We start from the raw sequence: 19,289 nt of genomic DNA, 5'->3' as shown, positions 1-19,289 counted from the left end.
CCATAATGGCGTCCATGGCTTTTGGCGACGGACCCCTCATCGTGCAATCGGACAAGACGGTCCTGCTGGAGATTGATCACCCACTGGCGGATGAGGCCCGCGCCGCGCTCGCGCCGTTCGCTGAGCTCGAACGCGCCCCCGAGCACGTGCACACCTACCGCATCACCCCGCTCGCGCTGTGGAATGCGCGCGCCGCGGGGCATGACGCCGAGCAGGTGGTCGACGTCCTGGAGCGTTTCTCGCGCTTCCCTGTCCCCCAGGCCCTGCTTATCGACGTCGCTGAGACGATGTCTCGCTACGGTCGCGTGCGGTTGCACAAACACCCGGCCCACGGCCTCGTCCTGGAATCGGCCGAGCCGGCGATCCTCGCCGAGTTGGAACGGCACAAAAAGATCCGGCCCATGTTCGGCGAGCGCATCGACGAGGAGACCATCGCCGTGCACCCGTCCGAGCGTGGGCGGCTGAAGCAGGAACTGCTCAAGGTCGGGTGGCCGGCCGACGATCGTGCCGGTTACGTCGATGGCGAGGCCCACCCCATCGCCTTGTCCACCGCCAATGAGCAGTGGGAGCTGCGCGATTACCAGCGCTACGCCGCCGACTCCTTCTGGGAGGGCGGCTCGGGAGTCGTCGTGCTGCCCTGTGGCGCGGGTAAAACCATGGTGGGTGCGGCGTCGATGGCGCGCGCCCAGGCGACCACGCTCATCCTCGTCACCAACACCGTCGCCGGCCGCCAATGGCGCGATGAGCTCCTTCGACGCACGACCCTCACGCCGGAGGAGATCGGCGAATACTCCGGGGAGCGCAAGGAGATCCGCCCGGTGACCATCGCCACGTATCAGGTGGTCACCCGCAAAACGAAGGGCGAATACCGGGCGCTGGAGCTTTTTGATTCCCGCGACTGGGGCCTCATCATCTACGACGAGGTCCACCTTCTCCCCGCGCCCGTGTTCCGCATGACCTCCGATCTGCAATCCCGCCGCCGTCTCGGCCTCACCGCCACCCTCGTGCGCGAGGACGGCCGCGAGGGCGACGTTTTCTCCCTCATCGGCCCGAAGCGTTATGACGCCCCGTGGAAGGACATCGAAGCCCAGGGCTTCATCGCCACCGCTGAATGCGTCGAAGTGCGGACGACGATGAGCGAGGCGGAACGGATGACCTATGCCACGGCCGAGACCTCGGACCGCTACCGCCTGGCGGCGAGCGCGGAGGCGAAGATGCGGGTCGTCGATAAGCTCTTGCACCGACATGCCGGGCAGCCGACGCTCATCATCGGCGCCTACCTTGACCAACTCGAAGAGTTGTCCGAGCGTTTCGATGCCCCGCTCATCGAAGGCCGCACCTCCACCAAACGCCGCCAGGAACTTTTCGATGCCTTCCGCTCCGGCGACATCTCGGTACTAGTGGTGAGCAAGGTGGCTAACTTCTCCATCGACCTGCCTGAGGCGGCAGTGGCCATCCAGGTCTCCGGCACGTTCGGCTCCCGGCAGGAAGAGGCCCAACGCTTGGGCCGATTGTTGCGGCCCAAGGCCGACGGCGGCGAAGCCCACTTCTACTCCGTCGTCTCCCGGGACACCCTCGACTCCGAATACGCCGCCCACCGGCAACGCTTCCTCGCCGAACAGGGCTACGCCTACCGCATTATTGACGCCGACGACCTCGATTAGGATGAGAGCCCATGAAGGTATTTAAGTTTGACGTCGACGAGGCTTTTGCCAAGAAGAACAACGAGATGCTCAAAGATTCTCGGCGCCTCCAACTCTCGGCAGCCGTCTTCGGCCTCATTCTCTTGGTCCTCGCGGGGGCCGTGTACTTCTGGTTCGGCGCCGGTCAGGCGTGGGGCCTCGTGGCTGGGATCATCCTCTTCACCTTCGCCCTCGTCTGCTTCTTCCTCGTGTTCGTCGTTCCGCGCCAGGTCGGCTCCGCCCAGGACCTCTACGACAAATACCCACTCGCCCCGGCCATCATCGTCGAAGTCAACGAACGCGACTTCGTCATCATGGCCCTCGTCAACACCAACGTCGATCCGGCACTGCCCCCACGCTGGGGTGCCGCACTGCGCACCGTGACCCGCATCAACGGCATCAAGGACCCCAAGCTAGGAACCCGCTTGCCCGTCGCCGCCGTCTCCGGCCGCCGCACCGTCCGCAATCAAGAACACTGGGACGAGATCTCCCCCATGCCCATCGCCTGGGGCACCCCCGATGCGAACGTGGTAGACATTGCCCGCAAATCCATCCCCGACGACCAGTGGAACCGCCTAGAAAAGGCCCGCAAGCGGCTCAGCGACGTCAAAGCCACCGACTTCAACCTCCTGGTGCTGTCATGAGCGGCAGAGAAGTCACCCGCCTGCAGCCCTTCGGGGAAACCGTCTTCGCCACGATGACCGAACTGGCTGTCACCCACGACGCTATTAACCTCGGCCAGGGCTTCCCGGATTCCGATGGCCCCGCCGCGATGCTCGAACTCGCCTGCGCGGAGATCTCCTCCGGCAACAACCAATACGGCCCCGGCCGCGGCTTTATGGGATTGCGTTCCGCGATCGCCCGGCAGCGCCAGCGCGACTACGGGGTGACCTACCACCCCGAGGCGGAAGTATTGGTCACCGTCGGCGCCACCGAGGCGATCTCCGCTACCGTCCTCGGGCTCGTCGAGCCGGGGTCCGAGGTCATCGTCCTCGAGCCCTACTTCGACGCCTACGCCGCCGCCATTGCATTGGCCGGGGCGACCCGCGTAGCCGTCCCCCTGGTGTCCGCCGGTGATACCTGGACCGTCGACGTCGACGCCGTTCGCGCCGCGATCACCCCGCGAACCGCCATGGTCATTATCAACTCCCCGCACAACCCCACCGGGTCGGTATTCTCCCGGGAGGTCTTGACCGAGCTGTCCGCTGTCTGCGTGGAGAACGACCTCCTCGTGCTGTCCGATGAGGTCTACGAAAACCTCGTCTTCGATGACACCACGCACACCGCCCTCGCCGCTCTGCCGGGCATGTGGTCCCGCACCATCACCGTCTCCTCCGCCGCGAAGAGCTACAACGTCACCGGCTGGAAAATCGGCTGGGCCCTCGCCCCCGCCCCGCTTCTCGACGCCGTCCTCAAAGCCAAGCAATTCATGACCTACGTCGGCCCCACCCCGTTCCAACCGGCCGTGCACTACGCCCTGGACCACGAATCCGCCTGGCTTGAGGACATGGTGAGCGGCCTGCAGTCCAACCGGGATTTGCTTGGCGATGCCCTCCGCACCGCCGGCTTCCCCGTCTCCTCCACCGCCGGAACCTACTTCACCGTGGTTGACATCGCTCCCCTGGGCTTTAGCGATGGCGTTGAATTCTGCACCGCCCTCCCCCAGCAGATCGGCGTGGCCGCCATCCCGGTCCAGGTCTTCTGCGACGACCCCGAACCGTGGCGCACGAAGGTCCGTTTCGCGTTCTGCAAACAGCCAGCAACCTTGGCCGAAGCCGCCCGCAGGATTACCCAGTTAGGCGCCTGACCTTCTCACTCGTTTCGCGTGATCTCACGCTGTCGAAAGGGCTCCTTTCACCCGCTCTAGTGCCGGTGAAAGGAGCCCTTTCCACATGGTGATTTCACGCCCCAGCACCCATGGCATCCTTGAGGGCATGACTGATGAGTGGGACGACAGAATTACTGCCTTCTGGGCCGCAGCGGACGAGTCCCGCCCCGAGGAGATGATGCGCAGCATGCGCGCCCTCGTCGACGAACGCCCCGCTGATGATCCAGATGCCCTCTACGAATGGGCTTCGATCCACGATTTTCTTGGCAGCGAACGCGAGGCTGTGCCGCTCTACCAGGCGGCGCTCGAGAACGGCCTAGCCGGACCGAGACGCCCTCAAGCTGTCATCCAGCTCGCGAGCTCATTGCGCAACATTGGCGACGCCAATGGCGCTATCGCACTCCTGGAAAACCATCCGAGTGACGACATAACCGGTGATGCAGCGCAAGCTTTCCTAGCCCTGGCCCTGCGGGATGCCGGCCGCACTGACGAGGCTCTCCGCGTCGCCCTCCGGGCCCTGGCCCGCACTCTTCCGCTCTACTCCCGGGCCGTCGAGAAGTACGCGATGGAGCCACCGAAGCTTCACGGATGACACTCCCTGGAATCGCGTGTAGGCCCTGCCCACCCAACCCCCACCAAAGGGGGCCAGATGAACAAGGCCTACACACATCAAACAAAATGTTAAGTTTTTAGTGTCGGCGGTAACCTACTCTCCCACACCCTCCCAGGTGCAGTACCATCAGCGCAACCAGGCTTAGCTTCCGGGTTCGGAAAGGGACCGGGCGTTTCCCTGCTGCCATCAACCACCGACACACCCACCAGAACAACACCCACCACCCACACAAGATGATGGACTGTTTCGTTCTGTGACACGGGTGTGCTGTGTCAGACACTGCATAATGGACGCGAACCACCAACCACCCCAACAAGGGAGTGACCATGTGATCTTATTTTTTTGTTACGTTGCGTAAAAAACACCCACCAACCACCACAGCAGTCAAATGTGTGTGTGTTTTGTTGGTCTATTAGTACCAGTCACCTCCACACCTTACAATGCTTCCAGATCTGGCCTATCAACCCCGTCATCTACAGGGGACCTCACACGAAACCTCATCTCGAAACAGGCTTCCCGCTTAGATGCTTTCAGCGGTTATCCCTTCCGTACGTAGCCAACCAGCCCTGCCCCTGGCGGAACAACTGGCACACTAGAGGTACGTCCGTCCCGGTCCTCTCGTACTAGGGACAGCCTTCCACAAGTTTCTACGCGCGCGGCGGATAGAGACCGAACTGTCTCACGACGTTCTAAACCCAGCTCGCGTGCCGCTTTAATGGGCGAACAGCCCAACCCTTGGGACCTACTCCAGCCCCAGGATGCGACGAGCCGACATCGAGGTGCCAAACCATCCCGTCGATATGGACTCTTGGGGAAGATCAGCCTGTTATCCCCGGGGTACCTTTTATCCGTTGAGCGACACCACTTCCACAAGTAGGTGCCGGATCACTAGTCCCGACTTTCGTCCCTGCTCGAGTTGTCACTCTCACAGTCAAGCTCCCTTGTGCACTTACACTCACCACCTGATTACCAACCAGGCTGAGGGAACCTTTGGGCGCCTCCGTTACATTTTGGGAGGCAACCGCCCCAGTTAAACTACCCACCAGGCACTGTCCCCAACCCAGATCATGGGCCAAGGTTCAGGTATCCAATCCGATCAGAGTGGTATTTCAACAACGACTCACACACAACTAGCGTCACATGATCACAGTCTCCCACCTATCCTACACAAACCGAACCGAACACCAATACCAAGCTATAGTGAAGGTCCCGGGGTCTTTTCGTCCTGCCGCGCGTAACGAGCATCTTTACTCGTACTGCAATTTCACCGGGCCTGTGGTTGAGACAGCAGGGAAGTCGTTACGCCATTCGTGCAGGTCGGAACTTACCCGACAAGGAATTTCGCTACCTTAGGATGGTTATAGTTACCACCGCCGTTTACTGGGGCTTAAATTCTCCGCTTCGACCCCCACAAGGGAGATCTAACAGGTCCTCTTAACCTTCCAGCACCGGGCAGGCGTCAGTCCGTATACCTCAACTTCAACGTTTTCGCACGGACCTGTGTTTTTAATAAACAGTCGCTTCCCTCTATTCTCTGCGACCACCACCAGCTCAAAAACGAAATGTTCTATCACCAACAGTGGCCCCCCTTCTCCCGAAGTTACGGGGGCATTTTGCCGAGTTCCTTAACCACAGTTCACCCGAACGCCTTAGTATTCTCTACCTGACTACCTGTGTCGGTTTAGGGTACGGGCCATATACATACATCGCTAGAGGCTTTTCTCGACAGTACGGGATCACCACATTCACCCACAAAGGGCTACGCATCACGCCTCACACACAATGAGGGGCGGATTTACCACTCCCCTCGTGCCACACGCTTACACCACAATCCAATAAGTGGCGCGGCTACCCCACTGCGTCACCCCATCACTTGGCTACTACCAGATCAGGCCCCACGCACTCCCACCACCAACCACAGCAAAACTGCAGTCCAATGATGATCGCGGGTGGTTAGTATCACTGATTCACACATGGGCGCACATACACGGGTACCAGAATATCAACTGGTTGTCCATCGACTACGCCTGTCGGCCTCGCCTTAGGTCCCGACTCACCCTGGGAAGACGAACTTGACCCAGGAACCCTTAGTCATCCGGCGGATGAGATTCTCACTCATCAATCGTTACTCATGCCTGCATTCTCACTCGCACACACTCCACGCCCCCTCACGGTAACGCTTCACAGCAGTGCACGACGCTCCCCTACCCAACACCCACCCCAAAGGATGGGTTGTTGCCGCGGCTTCGGCGGTGTACTTGAGCCCCACTACATTGTCGGCGCAGAACCACTCGACCAGTGAGCTATTACGCACTCTTTCAAGGATGGCTGCTTCTAAGCCAACCTCCTGGCTGTCTTCGCGATCCCACATCCTTTTCCACTTAGTACACGCTTAGGGGCCTTAGCCGGCGATCTGGGCTGTTTCCCTCTCGACTATGAAGCTTATCCCCCACAGTCTCACTGCCATGCTCAACTTAACTGGCATTCGGAGTTTGGCTGACATTGCTAAGATTGTCGTCCCGCTCAACCAACCAGTAGCTCTACCTCCAGCAAGCAACACACAACGCTGCACCTAAATGCATTTCGGGGAGAACCAGCTATCACGGAGTTTGATTGGCCTTTCACCCCTACCCACAACTCATCCCCTCAGTTTTCAACCTAAGTGGGTTCGCGCCTCCACAAAGTCTTACCTCTGCTTCACACTGGCCATGGGTAGATCACTCCGCTTCGGGTCCAGGACATGCCACTAACAACACCCTCGTTAGGATTCGCTTTCGCTACGACTACCCCACACGGGTTAACCTCGCGACATGCCGCTGACTCGCAGGCTCATTCTTCAAAAGGCACGCCATCACACACAAGAGGTGCTCTGACGGATTGTAAGCACATGGTTTCAGGTACTATTTCACTCCCCTCCCGGGGTACTTTTCACCATTCCCTCACGGTACTATCCGCTATCGGTCACACTGAGTATTTAGGCTTACCGGGTGGTCCCGGCAGATTCACAGCAGATTTCACGAGCCCGCTGCTACTCGGGAAAAACACCAACACACACCACAAGCTATTAACGTACGGGACTCTCACCCACTCCGGTAGGCCATCCCAGACCACTCCCGCTCAACTTGAGGTAATGCGCGATGAGGTGACAGCCCCACCAAGATGCATCCCACAACACCGCATGCGCAACCCCTGTCAGGTATCACACACACACGGTTTAGCCTCATCCACGTTCGCTCGCCACTACTAGCGGAATCATTATTTATTTTCCTCTCCTGCGGGTACTGAGATGTTTCACTTCCCCGCGTCAACCTCCACCACGACTATGAATTCATCGTGAGGTGACCACCCATAACGATGGCCGGGTTTCCCCATTCGGACATCCTCGGATCAACGCTTAGTTGTCAACTCCCCGAGGCTTAACGCAGACTCACACGTCCTTCATCGGCTCAGCATGCCAAGGCATCCACCATGCGCCCTTACACAAACACACACCCCACACACCACACACCCACCCCAAAAAGGCAAGCACGCAGCATGCGGAGCATAAAAAACACAACACTATAAGCCCATAGACTCACAGCACAACAAAAAATAAAGATGCTCGCGTCCACTATACAGTTCTCACACAACACACCACCCACCCATCCACCACCCACCCCACAAAAGAGGCACAAGGGAAGTAAACAACATGGATGATCACAGTCGAAACAACAATGTTGTCCCAGACACCCAACAGCATGCCAATGCACAAAAACCTTCAACGCTTGCGACAACAACCACACCATCAACCACACGTGGCATGCGATCCACCCGATTAATAAAACGGCAGCGGGTCAACACTCGTGACCACCAACCACCACCCCACACACCACAACCAGGTGTCAAGCAACAACCACAACTGTGACCATCACCCACACCAACCAGTGCGCGGGAAAAAAATACTTAAGCTCCTTAGAAAGGAGGTGATCCAGCCGCACCTTCCGGTACGGCTACCTTGTTACGACTTCGTCCCAATCGCCGATCCCACCTTCGACAGCTCCCCCCACAAGGGTTGGGCCACTGGCTTCGGGTGTTACCAACTTTCATGACGTGACGGGCGGTGTGTACAAGGCCCGGGAACGTATTCACCGCAGCGTTGCTGATCTGCGATTACTAGCGACTCCGACTTCATGGGGTCGAGTTGCAGACCCCAATCCGAACTGAGGCCGGCTTTCAGCGATTAGCGCACCCTTACGGGCTGGCAACGCGTTGTACCGACCATTGTAGCATGTGTGAAGCCCTGGACATAAGGGGCATGATGATTTGACGTCATCCCCACCTTCCTCCGAGTTGACCCCGGCAGTCTCTCATGAGTCCCCACCATAACGTGCTGGCAACATAAGACAAGGGTTGCGCTCGTTGCGGGACTTAACCCAACATCTCACGACACGAGCTGACGACAACCATGCACCACCTGTATACGAACCACAAGGGAAACCACATCTCTGCGGCGATCTCGTATATGTCAAGCCCAGGTAAGGTTCTTCGCGTTGCATCGAATTAATCCACATGCTCCGCCGCTTGTGCGGGCCCCCGTCAATTCCTTTGAGTTTTAGCCTTGCGGCCGTACTCCCCAGGCGGGGCGCTTAATGCGTTAGCTACGGCACAGAAGTCGTGGAAGACCCCTACACCTAGCGCCCACCGTTTACGGCATGGACTACCAGGGTATCTAATCCTGTTCGCTACCCATGCTTTCGCTCCTCAGCGTCAGTTACTGCCCAGAGACCTGCCTTCGCCATTGGTGTTCCTCCTGATATCTGCGCATTTCACCGCTACACCAGGAATTCCAGTCTCCCCTACAGCACTCAAGTATTGCCCGTATCGCCTGCACGCCCGGAGTTAAGCCCCGGAATTTCACAGACGACGCGACAAACCACCTACGAGCTCTTTACGCCCAGTAATTCCGGACAACGCTCGCACCCTACGTATTACCGCGGCTGCTGGCACGTAGTTAGCCGGTGCTTCTTATCCAGGTACCGTCACCACCCCCAAAGAATGGCTTCGTCCCTAGCGAAAGAGGTTTACAACCCGAAGGCCGTCATCCCCCACGCGGCGTCGCTGCATCAGGCTTGCGCCCATTGTGCAATATTCCCCACTGCTGCCTCCCGTAGGAGTCTGGGCCGTATCTCAGTCCCAATGTGGCCGTCCACCCTCTCAGGCCGGCTACCCGTCGACGCCTTGGTAGGCCATTACCCCACCAACAAGCTGATAGGCCGCGGGCTCATCTCGTACCGACAAAACTTTCCACCCCCCACACTAAAGGAAGGTTATATCCGGTATTAGACCCAGTTTCCCAAGCTTATCCCGAAGTACGAGGCAGATCACCCACGTGTTACTCACCCGTTCGCCACTCGAGTACCCTGCAAGCAGGGCCTTTCCGTTCGACTTGCATGTGTTAAGCACGCCGCCAGCGTTCGTCCTGAGCCAGGATCAAACTCTCCATAAAAAAATTTCAGAAGAAACAATTCCAGGCAGAGCCCAAATTCCCAACCAAAAAACAAACAACCAACGATTTTTACAAAAAATCATCAACTGCTCACACCCACCCCCACACCCGACGGGGCAAAAAACAGGGGCAGGCTTAAAAAATATACGACAACGATTCACATCACTGCACGCACCGGACACACTCACCACCCACACACCCCCACCACAAAAGCAAGAGTCATGCACATGGCGCGTTATTTACCGTGGCACCCGATCCAAAAAAAGGTACCACCCGGCACACACCAACCACACCCACCAACAACACGCCGGCAGGTACAGCTGGCCAACAGCACAATCATCATCACAAACAAAAGTACATTGGCACACTATTGAGTTCTCACACAACATCCGTACACCCTCTGCTGCGGCCTTGCGACCCGCTCGGAGCGACTTGTTTGAACTTACGCTAGCGGACTGACACTGTCAAATCCGGGCTATGAAGTTCATTTTCTGTCTGCCGCCTTGCAACCTCTCGGCTGCTCGTTGGCAACGTTGAATACTATACGAAGATCTGTCCCGATAAGACAAATCCGCCGGTCACGACGTGTAAACGTCGGGACCGGCGGGCGTCGATAAGCAGCTTGTTAGTGGTACGTAGCGATCGGACCGTTGGGACCTTCAATGACCTGAACCGGGGTGTTGAAGATGCCCGTGAGGACCTCATCGCACATGATCTCGGCAGACGGGCCGAACTCCACGATCTCCCCACCCTTCACCGCGCAGATGTAATCGGCGTACTGGGCGGCGAAGTTGATGTCGTGCAAGACAACGATGATGGTGCGGCCGAGCTCGCGAGCGGCCTGATGAAGATGACGCATCATCTCCACAGAGTGAGCGATGTCGAGGTTGTTGAGCGGCTCATCAAGAAGCACATAATCAGTTTCCTGGCACAGGACCATCGCCACATACGCGCGCTGGCGCTGACCGCCGGACAGCTGGTCGAGGTAGCGATTCTCCAAATCAGTGAGGTGGAGGAAGTCGATGTAGCGCGAAATAATCGCCTCATCCTCCTTGGTCAGCCGCCCACCCGAGTAGGGAAAACGGCCAAAACCGACGAGCTGGCGGACCGTCAACTTGGTGATGAAGTGATTCTCCTGGCGCAGGATCGAGATGATCTTGGCCAAATCCTTCGACTTAGTGGTGGACACGTCGTACTGCGCCACCTTGATATCACCATCATCGAGGGCAAGGAGGCGACCAATCATGGTCAACAACGTCGACTTACCAGCACCATTAGGCCCAACGAGGGCCGTGATTCCGCCGGCCGGGATCTCCAAATTCACCGGACCAATGGAGACCTCACTGTTGTACTCCTTGCGGACGTTGTTCAGCGTAATCACAGCCGGCCCTTTCTGAGGATGACGTACAGGAACACCGAGCCGCCGATCAGCTCAATGATGATGGAGACCACGCCCTGCGCATAGAAGACGTGATTCATGATGAAGTATGCCCCGGTGAGGACCAAGAATGCCAGGCCCGCTGCCATCGGGAACAGGAAACGGTGATCATAAGTATCGGCAAATTGGTAGGCCAGCGTGGCCACGAGGAAACCGAGGAAAGTCATCGGGCCAACAAGCGCCGTGGACACCGCCATGAGGACCGACACCAAAATCAGCGTGTAAATCGCGAGGCCTTTATATTGCAGCCCCAAGTTGGTTGAGGTGTCGCGGCCGAGCGCAATGATATTGAGTTTGCGGGAATTGAGGTACATGAGGAACGTGGCGCCCGCCACCAGCGAAATCGCGATGGGATAGTACGACGCATCGGCGTTGTTCACCGAACCGAAAAGGCGAGCGGTGAGGACGTCGAAGTCCGAAGGCGTGAGCATGCGCTGCATGAACGTGGAAACGGAGCCCAAGCCGCCACCAATGACGATGCCCACGAGCAACATGGCGTGCATGTTGGAGTGCTTCCCCGTCAGCAGCCACGAATAGAGAATGAGCGAGAGCCCCACCATGAGGACGAGCTGCAAGAGGAAGGTCGTGAGGTTGCGCGCCTGGATGAGGCCCGCGGCGCCGAAGAAGTAGATAGTAGAGGTATGGATCGCGGTATACAGCGATTCGAAACCCATGATCGACGGCGTGATGATGCGGTTGTTGGTCACGGTTTGGAACGCCACGGTGGCCACCGCCTGGCAGACGGCGACGATGATCATGGCGATGACGGCGTCGGCACGCCGCTGCGCGATCAGCCAGAAGGTGTCACTACCGAAGGGCATCGGGTTTCCCCACGCCAACAGCCCGAAAGCGAAGAGCAGGCCGAAGCCGTAGACGGCCGTGAGAATGATCCAGTACTTACGCGCCGCAGCGCGGGACTGGAAGGTACCGGCCGTGCGGCCGTGCTGCGGCGAAGGAGCCTGCTGCGCGGAAGGAGCGTGCGGTGGCCAGTTCTCTTCGAGTTGTTCCTGGCGGGCAGCCTCGGCCGTTTCATCGCCCAAGAAATTCTCCACACCCGCGGAATCGGGCCGCTCCACCATGTCTTCTACGTAGCGTTTCTTATCCACGGCGCTGCCTCACAATCAGGAAGACGAAGACAACGGCGCCGATAATGCCGAGAATAACGGAGACCGGGATCTCGAAGGGGGCGATGATCGTGCGGCCAATGAGGTCGCACACGGTGACAATGCCAATACCGAGCAATGCCACCCACGGAAGGTTGGAGCGCAGATCGTCGCCGCGGAACATCGAGACGATATTGGGGACGATGAGGCCCAGGAATGGCAAGTTGCCCACGACGACGGTGACCACGCCCGTCGCCACCGCAATGAGGCCGGTGCCAATGAGCAGCATCCGGTTGTAATTGAGGCCCACGTTGGTGGCTACCTCTTCACCCATGCCGGCCACGGTGAGGCGATCGGCGAAGATGAAGACTGCGACAACGACGATCACCACGATCCACAGCGCTTCGTATTGGCCGCGGAAGATGTCAGTGAAGGAGCCCGCGAACCACACGCCCAGTGATTGCAGCAGGTTTGTCTGCAGGGCGAAGAACGTGGAAATCGAGCTCACGACCGCGCCGAGCATGATGCCGATGATCGGCACGATGAGACTGGAGCGCAGGGACACGCGGCGCAGGAAGAGGAAAAAGACCATGGTGCCGATGAACGCGAAAAACACCGCGCCGAACATCCGGTCCAGCAGGGACGCAGCGGGCACGAAATAGGTAACGGCCAACAGACCAAGCCCGGCCCACTCGGTCGTGCCGGTCGTGGTGGGTTCAACGAAGCGGTTCTGCGTAAGCAGCTGCATCACCAGGCCGGACATAGCCATCGCGGCGCCAGAGAGCACCAGCGCAATAGTCCGGGGAATGCGAGTGGTGGCGAACATGTCCCAGCCATCACTGGTGGAGAGAATGTCGTATTCACCTACCGACAACGAAGCGGCGAGCAATCCGAGGACTACCGCCAATCCGAGGAGTAGCTTCCAATCGAAGAGTTTTTTCCTCGTGCGGGCGTCCCGGCTGTTCGCCGCTTTCGCTGTCGTCATGAATTTCTTACCCTACTGTGGTCGAGCTGACAGTCCTAGTTGTTCTGAGCCTCGAAGGCATCAGCGATGTCATTCAGGATCTCGGTGTAGGTGATGATGTTTTCGTTGGTGTAGGTGTCCTGCGGAGCGTAGACAACGTTGCCTTCCTGGATGGCGACGACGTTCTTCAGCGGCTCGGAACCTTCGATGACGTCGGTGGCTGCGATGTAGCCGGGCTCGTTGCGGGAGCTGGTGCCACCGTCACGGTCGAGGACGAGGATCCAGTCGGGGTTGGCGGCAGCGATGGCCTCGACGGAGATGTCGTCGCCCTGGTGGTTCTGGGATGCATCATCGACCTCGAGGGCCGGGGTGAGGTTGAGCAGGTCGAAGATCGGTCCGTAGGTGCGGCCGATGCCCGGTGCGATGAAACCGATGGTGCCACCGGAGACGTTGACTGCCATGACCTTCTTGGTGGGGTCGTAGGCGGCCTTGGCGCGCTCGAGGGCGGCGTCGAAGTCAGCGACGAGCTTGTCAGCTTCGGCTTCCTTGTCAAAGATCACACCCAGCTCGGTGGCCTGGCGCTTGAGTTCTTCGTCCAGCGGCTTGTCGTCGCGGGGGGAGAAGTCAACGACGGCTGCTTCGGGGACGAGCTTGACGATGTCCTCGCGGTACTGCGTGAAGCGCTGGCCGTTGACGACGAGGTCGGGCTGTGCTGCGGCGAGTGCTTCCAAGTTCGGCTCGCGGTGGTTGCCCAGGTCAACGATGTCGGCGTTGTCCTTGTAGTCTGGCACGGTGGCGGGCACGAGGGACTTCGGGACGGCGACGGGGACGATGCCCCATTCGTCGAGGATCTCGAAGGAGCGGTTGTCGGTGATGGCGACGCGCTCGATCGGCTGAGCGATCTCTTCGGTGCCGAAGTTGTCTTCCACCGTGATGGTGGTGGTGCCGTTGGCTGCGGTGGTCTCGTTGCTGGAGGAGGATTCCCCGTTTCCGCAGGCGGTCAGCACGAGGCTCGCGGCGGTGACGGCTGCGACGAGCGAGTAACGAATCTTGGCCATGATGTCCTTAACATGAATTTGGCGGGGTGTTGAGCCCCGGAGGATAGGTCACAATGAACTCGGATAACGTTCGCAGGAAACTATACAAGGACACCCTTAGTAAGCAAAGCCTTATTTAACTTCCCCCCTCGGCCGCCTACCCCGTTTTCTGAAAAACAACTGGCAGAGCGGGCATTTCCCCCCAGGAAGACCCGAGTGGGCGGAATTTTCTACCCCGGTCGAATTTGCCCCCGCGAGACCACTTGCGCGACCTATTGTGGAAGCACAAGTTACCGTCCCCAGGAGTGCCTCTATGACCACCACATCCCAACCCATCGTCGTCCCACCCGCCAGCGCGGCCGTCCTCCTCGTGCTCAGTCTCAAGGAGGGCTCCGAAGATACCGTCCGTAGTCTGCTTGCCGACGTCCCCGGTCTCATCCGCTCCGTCGCCTTCCGCGCGAAGGAAGACCGCCTCACGGCGGTCGTCGGCATCGGTTCCGATGCATGGGACAAGCTTTTCGACGGACCCCGTCCCGCCAACCTCCACCCCTTCCGGGCCGTCGAGGGCGCGATCCATCAGGCCCCCTCCACCCCGGGCGACCTTATCTTCCACATCCGCGCCCAGCGCTTCGACCTGTGTTTCGAGCTCGCCCGCCAGTTCATGGCCCGCCTCGACGGCTATGTCACCGTCGAAGACGAAACCCACACTTTCAAGTACTTCGACGAGCGCGATCTCCTCGGATTCGTGGACGGAACCGAAAACCCAGAAGGCCTCGCCGCCATCGATGCTGTGACCGTCGATTCCTCCGACCCGGACTTCGCCGGAGGTTCCTACCTCATCGTGCAGAAGTACTTCCACGACCTCAGCTCGTGGAACCGCGAGACCGTCGAAGAGCAGGAAAAGGTCATTGGCCGCACCAAGCTCGATGACATCGAACTGCCCGATGACATCAAACCCAGCAACTCCCATGTCGCCGCCAACACCATCACCGATGATGACGGCAATGACCTCCAGATCGTTCGCGAGAACATGATCTTCGGCGAAGTCACCGCCGAGGAGTTTGGCACCTACTTCATTGGCTACGCCAAAGATCCTGCTATCACCGAGAAAATGCTCGATAACATGTTCATCGGCTCCCCTCCCGGCAACTACGATCGCATCCTCGACTTCTCTACCGCCGCCACCGGGACGCTCTTCTTCATCCCGACGGTCGACTTCCTCGAGGACTGCGATTCTTAAGTGCTGGGTAGTATGGACTAGTCCCAACCGTTAGACACGACGGGCCGCATCGGCGTTGATCCGTTGTTGTCTCTCCCCCGAGAGAATCACACATGCAACTACCTTCCTTGGGAATCGTCCAACGATTACGCACCGAATCGGGCAGTGCGCTCCTCCTCGTCGCCGTCACCATTGTGGCGTTGGTGTGGGCAAACTCCCCCTGGTCCCCCTTTTACACTGAGCTGTGGGAAACACACATGGGAATTTCCCTGGGTGAATTCTCCTTGGATCTCAGCCTGCACCACTGGGTCAATGACGGCCTCATGGTCATCTTCTTCTTTGTGGTTGGTCTGGAGGTCCGCCAAGAGCTAGCGGTTGGCTCCCTCCGGGACAGGCGCAAAGCACTCGTCCCCCTCATCGCCGGCACCTTTGGTGTCGCCATCCCCGCGGTGATTTACCTCGTCGTCGCCGGTCGGGAGAATCCCGCGGGCTGGGGTGCCGTGGTCGGCACGGATACCGCCTTCCTCTTGGGCGCACTGGCGTTGGTCGGTCCCCGGATGTCGAACCAGCTGCGGGTATTTTTGCTCACCCTCACCGTGGTGGATGATTTCCTCGCGGTGTCGATCATCGGCATTTTCTACACCGATGACGTCAAGCTCATGCCCCTCGCAGTCGCGCTTCTGTGTCTGGTTGCTTTGTATCTCTTGGGCCGGACCGGTCAGTGGCGCAGTGCTCCCTACGTCGCTGTCGTCGTGGTGTTGTGGCTGGCCACGATCGAGTCGGGCATCCACCCCTCGCTCGCCGGAATGGTGGCTGGTCTGCTCGTCCCGGCCTACGCCACCCACCGCGGAACGGTGGAAAGTGCCGGCGAGCTGTTCCGGGACTACTGGCAGTCGCCGGACGCAGGCGTGGCGCGGAATGCCTCCTTGGGATTGTCCCGCTCCATTTCGGTCAACGAGAGGCTGCACATCGCACTCCGCGGCACGTCCTCAATGGTGATCGTCCCGATCTTCGCCCTGGCCAATGCGGGCGTCAACCTCGGCGGGGATACCCTCAGCACCGCGATGACCTCTCCCATCACGTGGGGCATCGTCGCTGGTCTCGTCTTGGGCAAGCTCATCGGCATTTCCCTGGGCACGTGGGTGGCCATCCGCATGGGCTTGGGCACCCTCCCCGATGGGGTGGGCCCCGGATCGGTCATGGGTGGAGCGGCCCTGTCCGGCATCGGATTTACCGTCTCCCTGCTGGTCATCGGTCTGGCGTTTACTGATCCCGTCCAGGTCGACTCCGCCACCGTCGGTGTCTTGCTGTCCATGGTCCTCGCCTGGGCGCTGGGTTGGGCGATCTTCAAGTTTGCCCGCGTCAAGCTGGGTGAAACGTCCGCCGATCTCCCCGTGACGCTCACCCCACCGATTGACCAGGAGCGCGACCACACCTACGGAGCTCCGTCGCGGTTCACCGTCGTCGAGTACATGGACTACGAATGCCCCTTCTGCGCCAGCACCACCGGCATGGGCATGGATCTCCTCGACCACTTCGGGGACCGCGTTCAATTCGTCGTTCGGCACTTGCCCATCGAAGACCGCCACTCGCATGCTTATCGTGCTGCTTGTGTCGCCGAGGCTGCGTCACGTCAGGGCAAATTCTGGAAGATGCACCGGTTGCTCTTTGAAAACCAGAATGACCTCAATGACGAGAAGTATCAGAGCTTTGCCGAAGACCTAGGCCTGGACATGGAGCAGTTCTGGGCCGATGTGGACTGCGAGGATGTCGCCGAGCATGTCCGCTCCGACGAGGTCAGCGCCTTCGAGTCGGGTGCTCGCGGCACCCCGACGTTCTTCCTCAATGGCTCCCGCCACCTTGGCTCCCATGACGCGCGCACCATCATCGCCGCCATGGAGGAGCAGATGGCACTCGAGCAAGAAACCCCCAGCCGTCGCCGCTCCTAATCACTAAAGGGCATTCCCCGCGGGGAATGCCCTTTGTTGTGCTTATCGACGCCCCGCTACGTCCTTGTCTCCGCCGCCCGCAGTTCAGCGAGGTGGGCGTGGATCAACGGCAACACCGACGCGCCTTCACCTGCGGCGGAGGCGACGCGCTTCATTGACCCGGAGCGGACGTCGCCCACGGCGAAAATGCCCGGCACCGTGGTCTCGAGGTTCGCCGGCGGGCGGCCCCGGGTCCACGCCTCGTACGGCACGTCCCGACCGGTGAGGATATAGCCCTTCTCATCGAGGGCAACCCCACTGGGCAACCAGGAACAATCCGGCTCGGCGCCCAACAGGCAGAAGAGACCCTCGATGGTGTGGCGCTCGACTTCACCCGTATCAATGTGCTCGAAGTCGAGCCATTCCAACGCACCGTCGCCGCCACCATCGACGACTCGAGTGAGGCTGCGAATGGTGACATTGGGGATAGCTTCCAACTCGCGGATGAGGTAGGCCGACATCGTCTCCTCGAGGGAAGTTCGCCGGACGGCAATGGTCACGTGCTCGGCAAACTTAGCCATGTGCACAGCGGCCTGACCAGCAGAATTTCCGCCGCCGACCACACAGACCCGCTTCCCCACCATTTCTCGTGCCAACGAGGTGGCGGCACCGTAGTACACGCCGACGCCGACGAAGCTGTCCACGGAGGGGACACCGAGGCGTCGATAGTTGACACCCGTGGCAACGACCACCGTTCGGGCGCACAGGTGGGTCTCCCCCACAAAGACGTGATGGTGCGGCGGCTCATCCTCCGGCCCCGGCTCCAGGAACGTCACCGCTCGGCCGGTGAAGAACCGGGCCCCAAAGCGACCCGCCTGGAAACGCGCCCGCTGGGTCAGTCGCATTCCCGACACTCCGTTGGGGAAGCCCAGGTAATTACGGATCATGGAGCTGGTTCCTGCCTGCCCACCGACGGCCTCCGACTCGATGACCACGGTGTCTAGCCCCTCGGACGTCGCATAGACGGCCGCGGCCAGACCGGCGGGGCCTCCGCCGACCACGGCGACGTCGACAACCGTGCCCTCCGGGATGTCATCAAATCCGCCGTAAATGCTCTCCGCGATGGCGTTGGCCGTCGCATTTTCGATGATCGACCCTGCGACCGTGCGAACAACCGGAAACTCCGGCGCCCCAGGAAGCTGATCGAGGATCTCCAGCGCCTCCGGCTCATCCCCCTGCAACACGCGATTGGGAACACCCATCCGCTCCAGCACATCCCGGATCCCATACGCCTCACGCCCGCGCGAACCGACGATGATGTCCACCACCGTCACCTCAGGAGTAGCAACAGTCCAGCCCCACTCCGACAGCAGATCAGTGAGCGCCGCGTGAAACTCCTCATCCCGCGCACCACGCGGAATACCCGTAAACGTATCGATGACCCGCGCGCTCAACGCCGCGTGAATCGCCTCCAACCCCTGCGCGTAATCCTCCCGGTCAAGGAGAGCAACCCGCCGTGCCGTCGGACACAGCGTCCGGACCTCCGCGAGCAACTCCAAGCCCGGCCGATCATCTAGAGTCGTTTCACTGGCCACCATTGCCAGCGGCACCCCAGCCTCAACCAGTTGATGAATTCGCTGCAACGCATTCTCTGCGCCCGACACCGCCTCAACCTGATAGTCCCGGCTGTAGCGAGCGGCAAACTCCTCCGCCACCCGATCGTGACTATTCCACGTAACCAACAGAATGACAGGGTTCTGCGAGCCCATGCTCGTGACATCTTCCATAGCCGCATTCTAGCGACGCCCCACGAACCAGCGCAGGAAAAGACCTCGCGGCGCCGGCTGCCCTTTCCATCACAGACACTTTCGTGAGCGATGACACGTAAAATAAAGGACACAATGTCGCCGACTCCCCAGCTGCATTCCAAGAGCCACCAGCAACTGCCGCGCACCATCTGCAGTTTCTAGGTACCGTCACCACACCATGGAG

Annotated in this window: 11 protein-coding genes and 3 rRNA genes; 6 read left to right on the top strand and 8 right to left on the bottom strand. The window is 59.8% G+C overall.

The genetic code is table 11. The features are described from left to right. Nucleotides 1-14: 14 nt before the first annotated feature. From CTEST_RS03435 to CTEST_RS03420, 4 genes are all read left to right on the top strand, one after another. Nucleotides 15-1,664 (top strand): DNA repair helicase XPB, encoded by a 1,650-nt coding sequence (locus tag CTEST_RS03435; RefSeq protein ID WP_047254187.1) that lies wholly within the window; start codon nt 15-17, stop codon nt 1,662-1,664. 11 nt (nt 1,665-1,675) lie between these two features. After that, the gene (locus tag CTEST_RS03430) at nt 1,676-2,326 is read left to right on the top strand and encodes a DUF3239 domain-containing protein (RefSeq protein ID WP_047252552.1); all 651 of its coding nucleotides are present in this window, start codon (nt 1,676-1,678) and stop codon (nt 2,324-2,326) included. Further along, nucleotides 2,323-3,489, top strand: a complete 1,167-nt coding sequence (locus CTEST_RS03425; RefSeq protein WP_047252551.1) for a pyridoxal phosphate-dependent aminotransferase — start codon at nt 2,323-2,325, stop codon at nt 3,487-3,489. The genes CTEST_RS03430 and CTEST_RS03425 overlap by 4 nt, the downstream gene beginning before the upstream one ends. A gap of 85 nt (nt 3,490-3,574) precedes the next feature. After that, nucleotides 3,575-4,102, top strand: a complete 528-nt coding sequence (locus tag CTEST_RS03420; protein ID WP_201774817.1) for a tetratricopeptide repeat protein — start codon at nt 3,575-3,577, stop codon at nt 4,100-4,102. A gap of 101 nt (nt 4,103-4,203) precedes the next feature. On the opposite strand, the gene rrf is transcribed toward CTEST_RS03420, so the two are convergent. From rrf to CTEST_RS03385, 7 genes are all read right to left on the bottom strand, one after another. Next, nucleotides 4,204-4,321 (bottom strand): 5S ribosomal RNA (gene rrf, locus CTEST_RS03415). A gap of 194 nt (nt 4,322-4,515) precedes the next feature. Beyond that, nucleotides 4,516-7,613, bottom strand: a 23S ribosomal RNA gene (locus CTEST_RS03410). 465 nt (nt 7,614-8,078) lie between these two features. Beyond that, nucleotides 8,079-9,608 (bottom strand): 16S ribosomal RNA (locus CTEST_RS03405). The 16S, 23S and 5S rRNA genes sit together here, the layout of an rRNA operon. Before the next feature lie 625 nt (nt 9,609-10,233). Continuing rightward, nucleotides 10,234-10,989 carry an iron ABC transporter ATP-binding protein gene (locus CTEST_RS03400; RefSeq protein ID WP_047252550.1) on the bottom strand — a complete coding sequence of 252 codons (756 nt, stop codon included), beginning with the start codon at nt 10,987-10,989 and terminating at the stop codon, nt 10,234-10,236. Beyond that, on the bottom strand, nt 10,986-12,098 hold the full coding sequence (locus CTEST_RS03395; protein WP_376701808.1) for an iron chelate uptake ABC transporter family permease subunit: 1,113 nt from the start codon (nt 12,096-12,098) through the stop codon (nt 10,986-10,988). The genes CTEST_RS03400 and CTEST_RS03395 overlap by 4 nt, the downstream gene beginning before the upstream one ends. A gap of 46 nt (nt 12,099-12,144) precedes the next feature. Further along, nucleotides 12,145-13,134, bottom strand: a complete 990-nt coding sequence (locus CTEST_RS03390) for an ABC transporter permease (RefSeq protein WP_047252548.1) — start codon at nt 13,132-13,134, stop codon at nt 12,145-12,147. A gap of 35 nt (nt 13,135-13,169) precedes the next feature. Continuing rightward, complete coding sequence (locus tag CTEST_RS03385) at nt 13,170-14,171, bottom strand: siderophore ABC transporter substrate-binding protein (protein ID WP_047252547.1); 1,002 nt, start codon at nt 14,169-14,171, stop codon at nt 13,170-13,172. A 292-nt stretch (nt 14,172-14,463) separates the two neighbouring features. On the opposite strand from CTEST_RS03385, the gene CTEST_RS03380 reads away from it, so the two are divergent. Then, entirely contained in the window at nt 14,464-15,390 is a 927-nt protein-coding gene (locus tag CTEST_RS03380; RefSeq protein WP_047252546.1) for a Dyp-type peroxidase, read from the top strand. A 92-nt stretch (nt 15,391-15,482) separates the two neighbouring features. Beyond that, the gene (nhaA, locus tag CTEST_RS03375) at nt 15,483-17,318 is read left to right on the top strand and encodes a Na+/H+ antiporter NhaA (RefSeq protein ID WP_047252545.1); all 1,836 of its coding nucleotides are present in this window, start codon (nt 15,483-15,485) and stop codon (nt 17,316-17,318) included. A 56-nt stretch (nt 17,319-17,374) separates the two neighbouring features. Here the strand turns inward: nhaA and CTEST_RS03370 are convergent, their stop codons facing one another. After that, nucleotides 17,375-19,084, bottom strand: a complete 1,710-nt coding sequence (locus CTEST_RS03370; protein WP_047252544.1) for an FAD-dependent oxidoreductase — start codon at nt 19,082-19,084, stop codon at nt 17,375-17,377. Between the last annotated feature and the right edge of the window lie 205 nt (nt 19,085-19,289).

The sequence above is a fragment of the Corynebacterium testudinoris genome (assembly GCF_001021045.1).
GTDB lineage: Bacteria > Actinomycetota > Actinomycetes > Mycobacteriales > Mycobacteriaceae > Corynebacterium > Corynebacterium testudinoris.
Note: the sequence above shows the minus strand (reverse complement) of the source record. Positions and strands in the feature narration are given on the sequence as shown.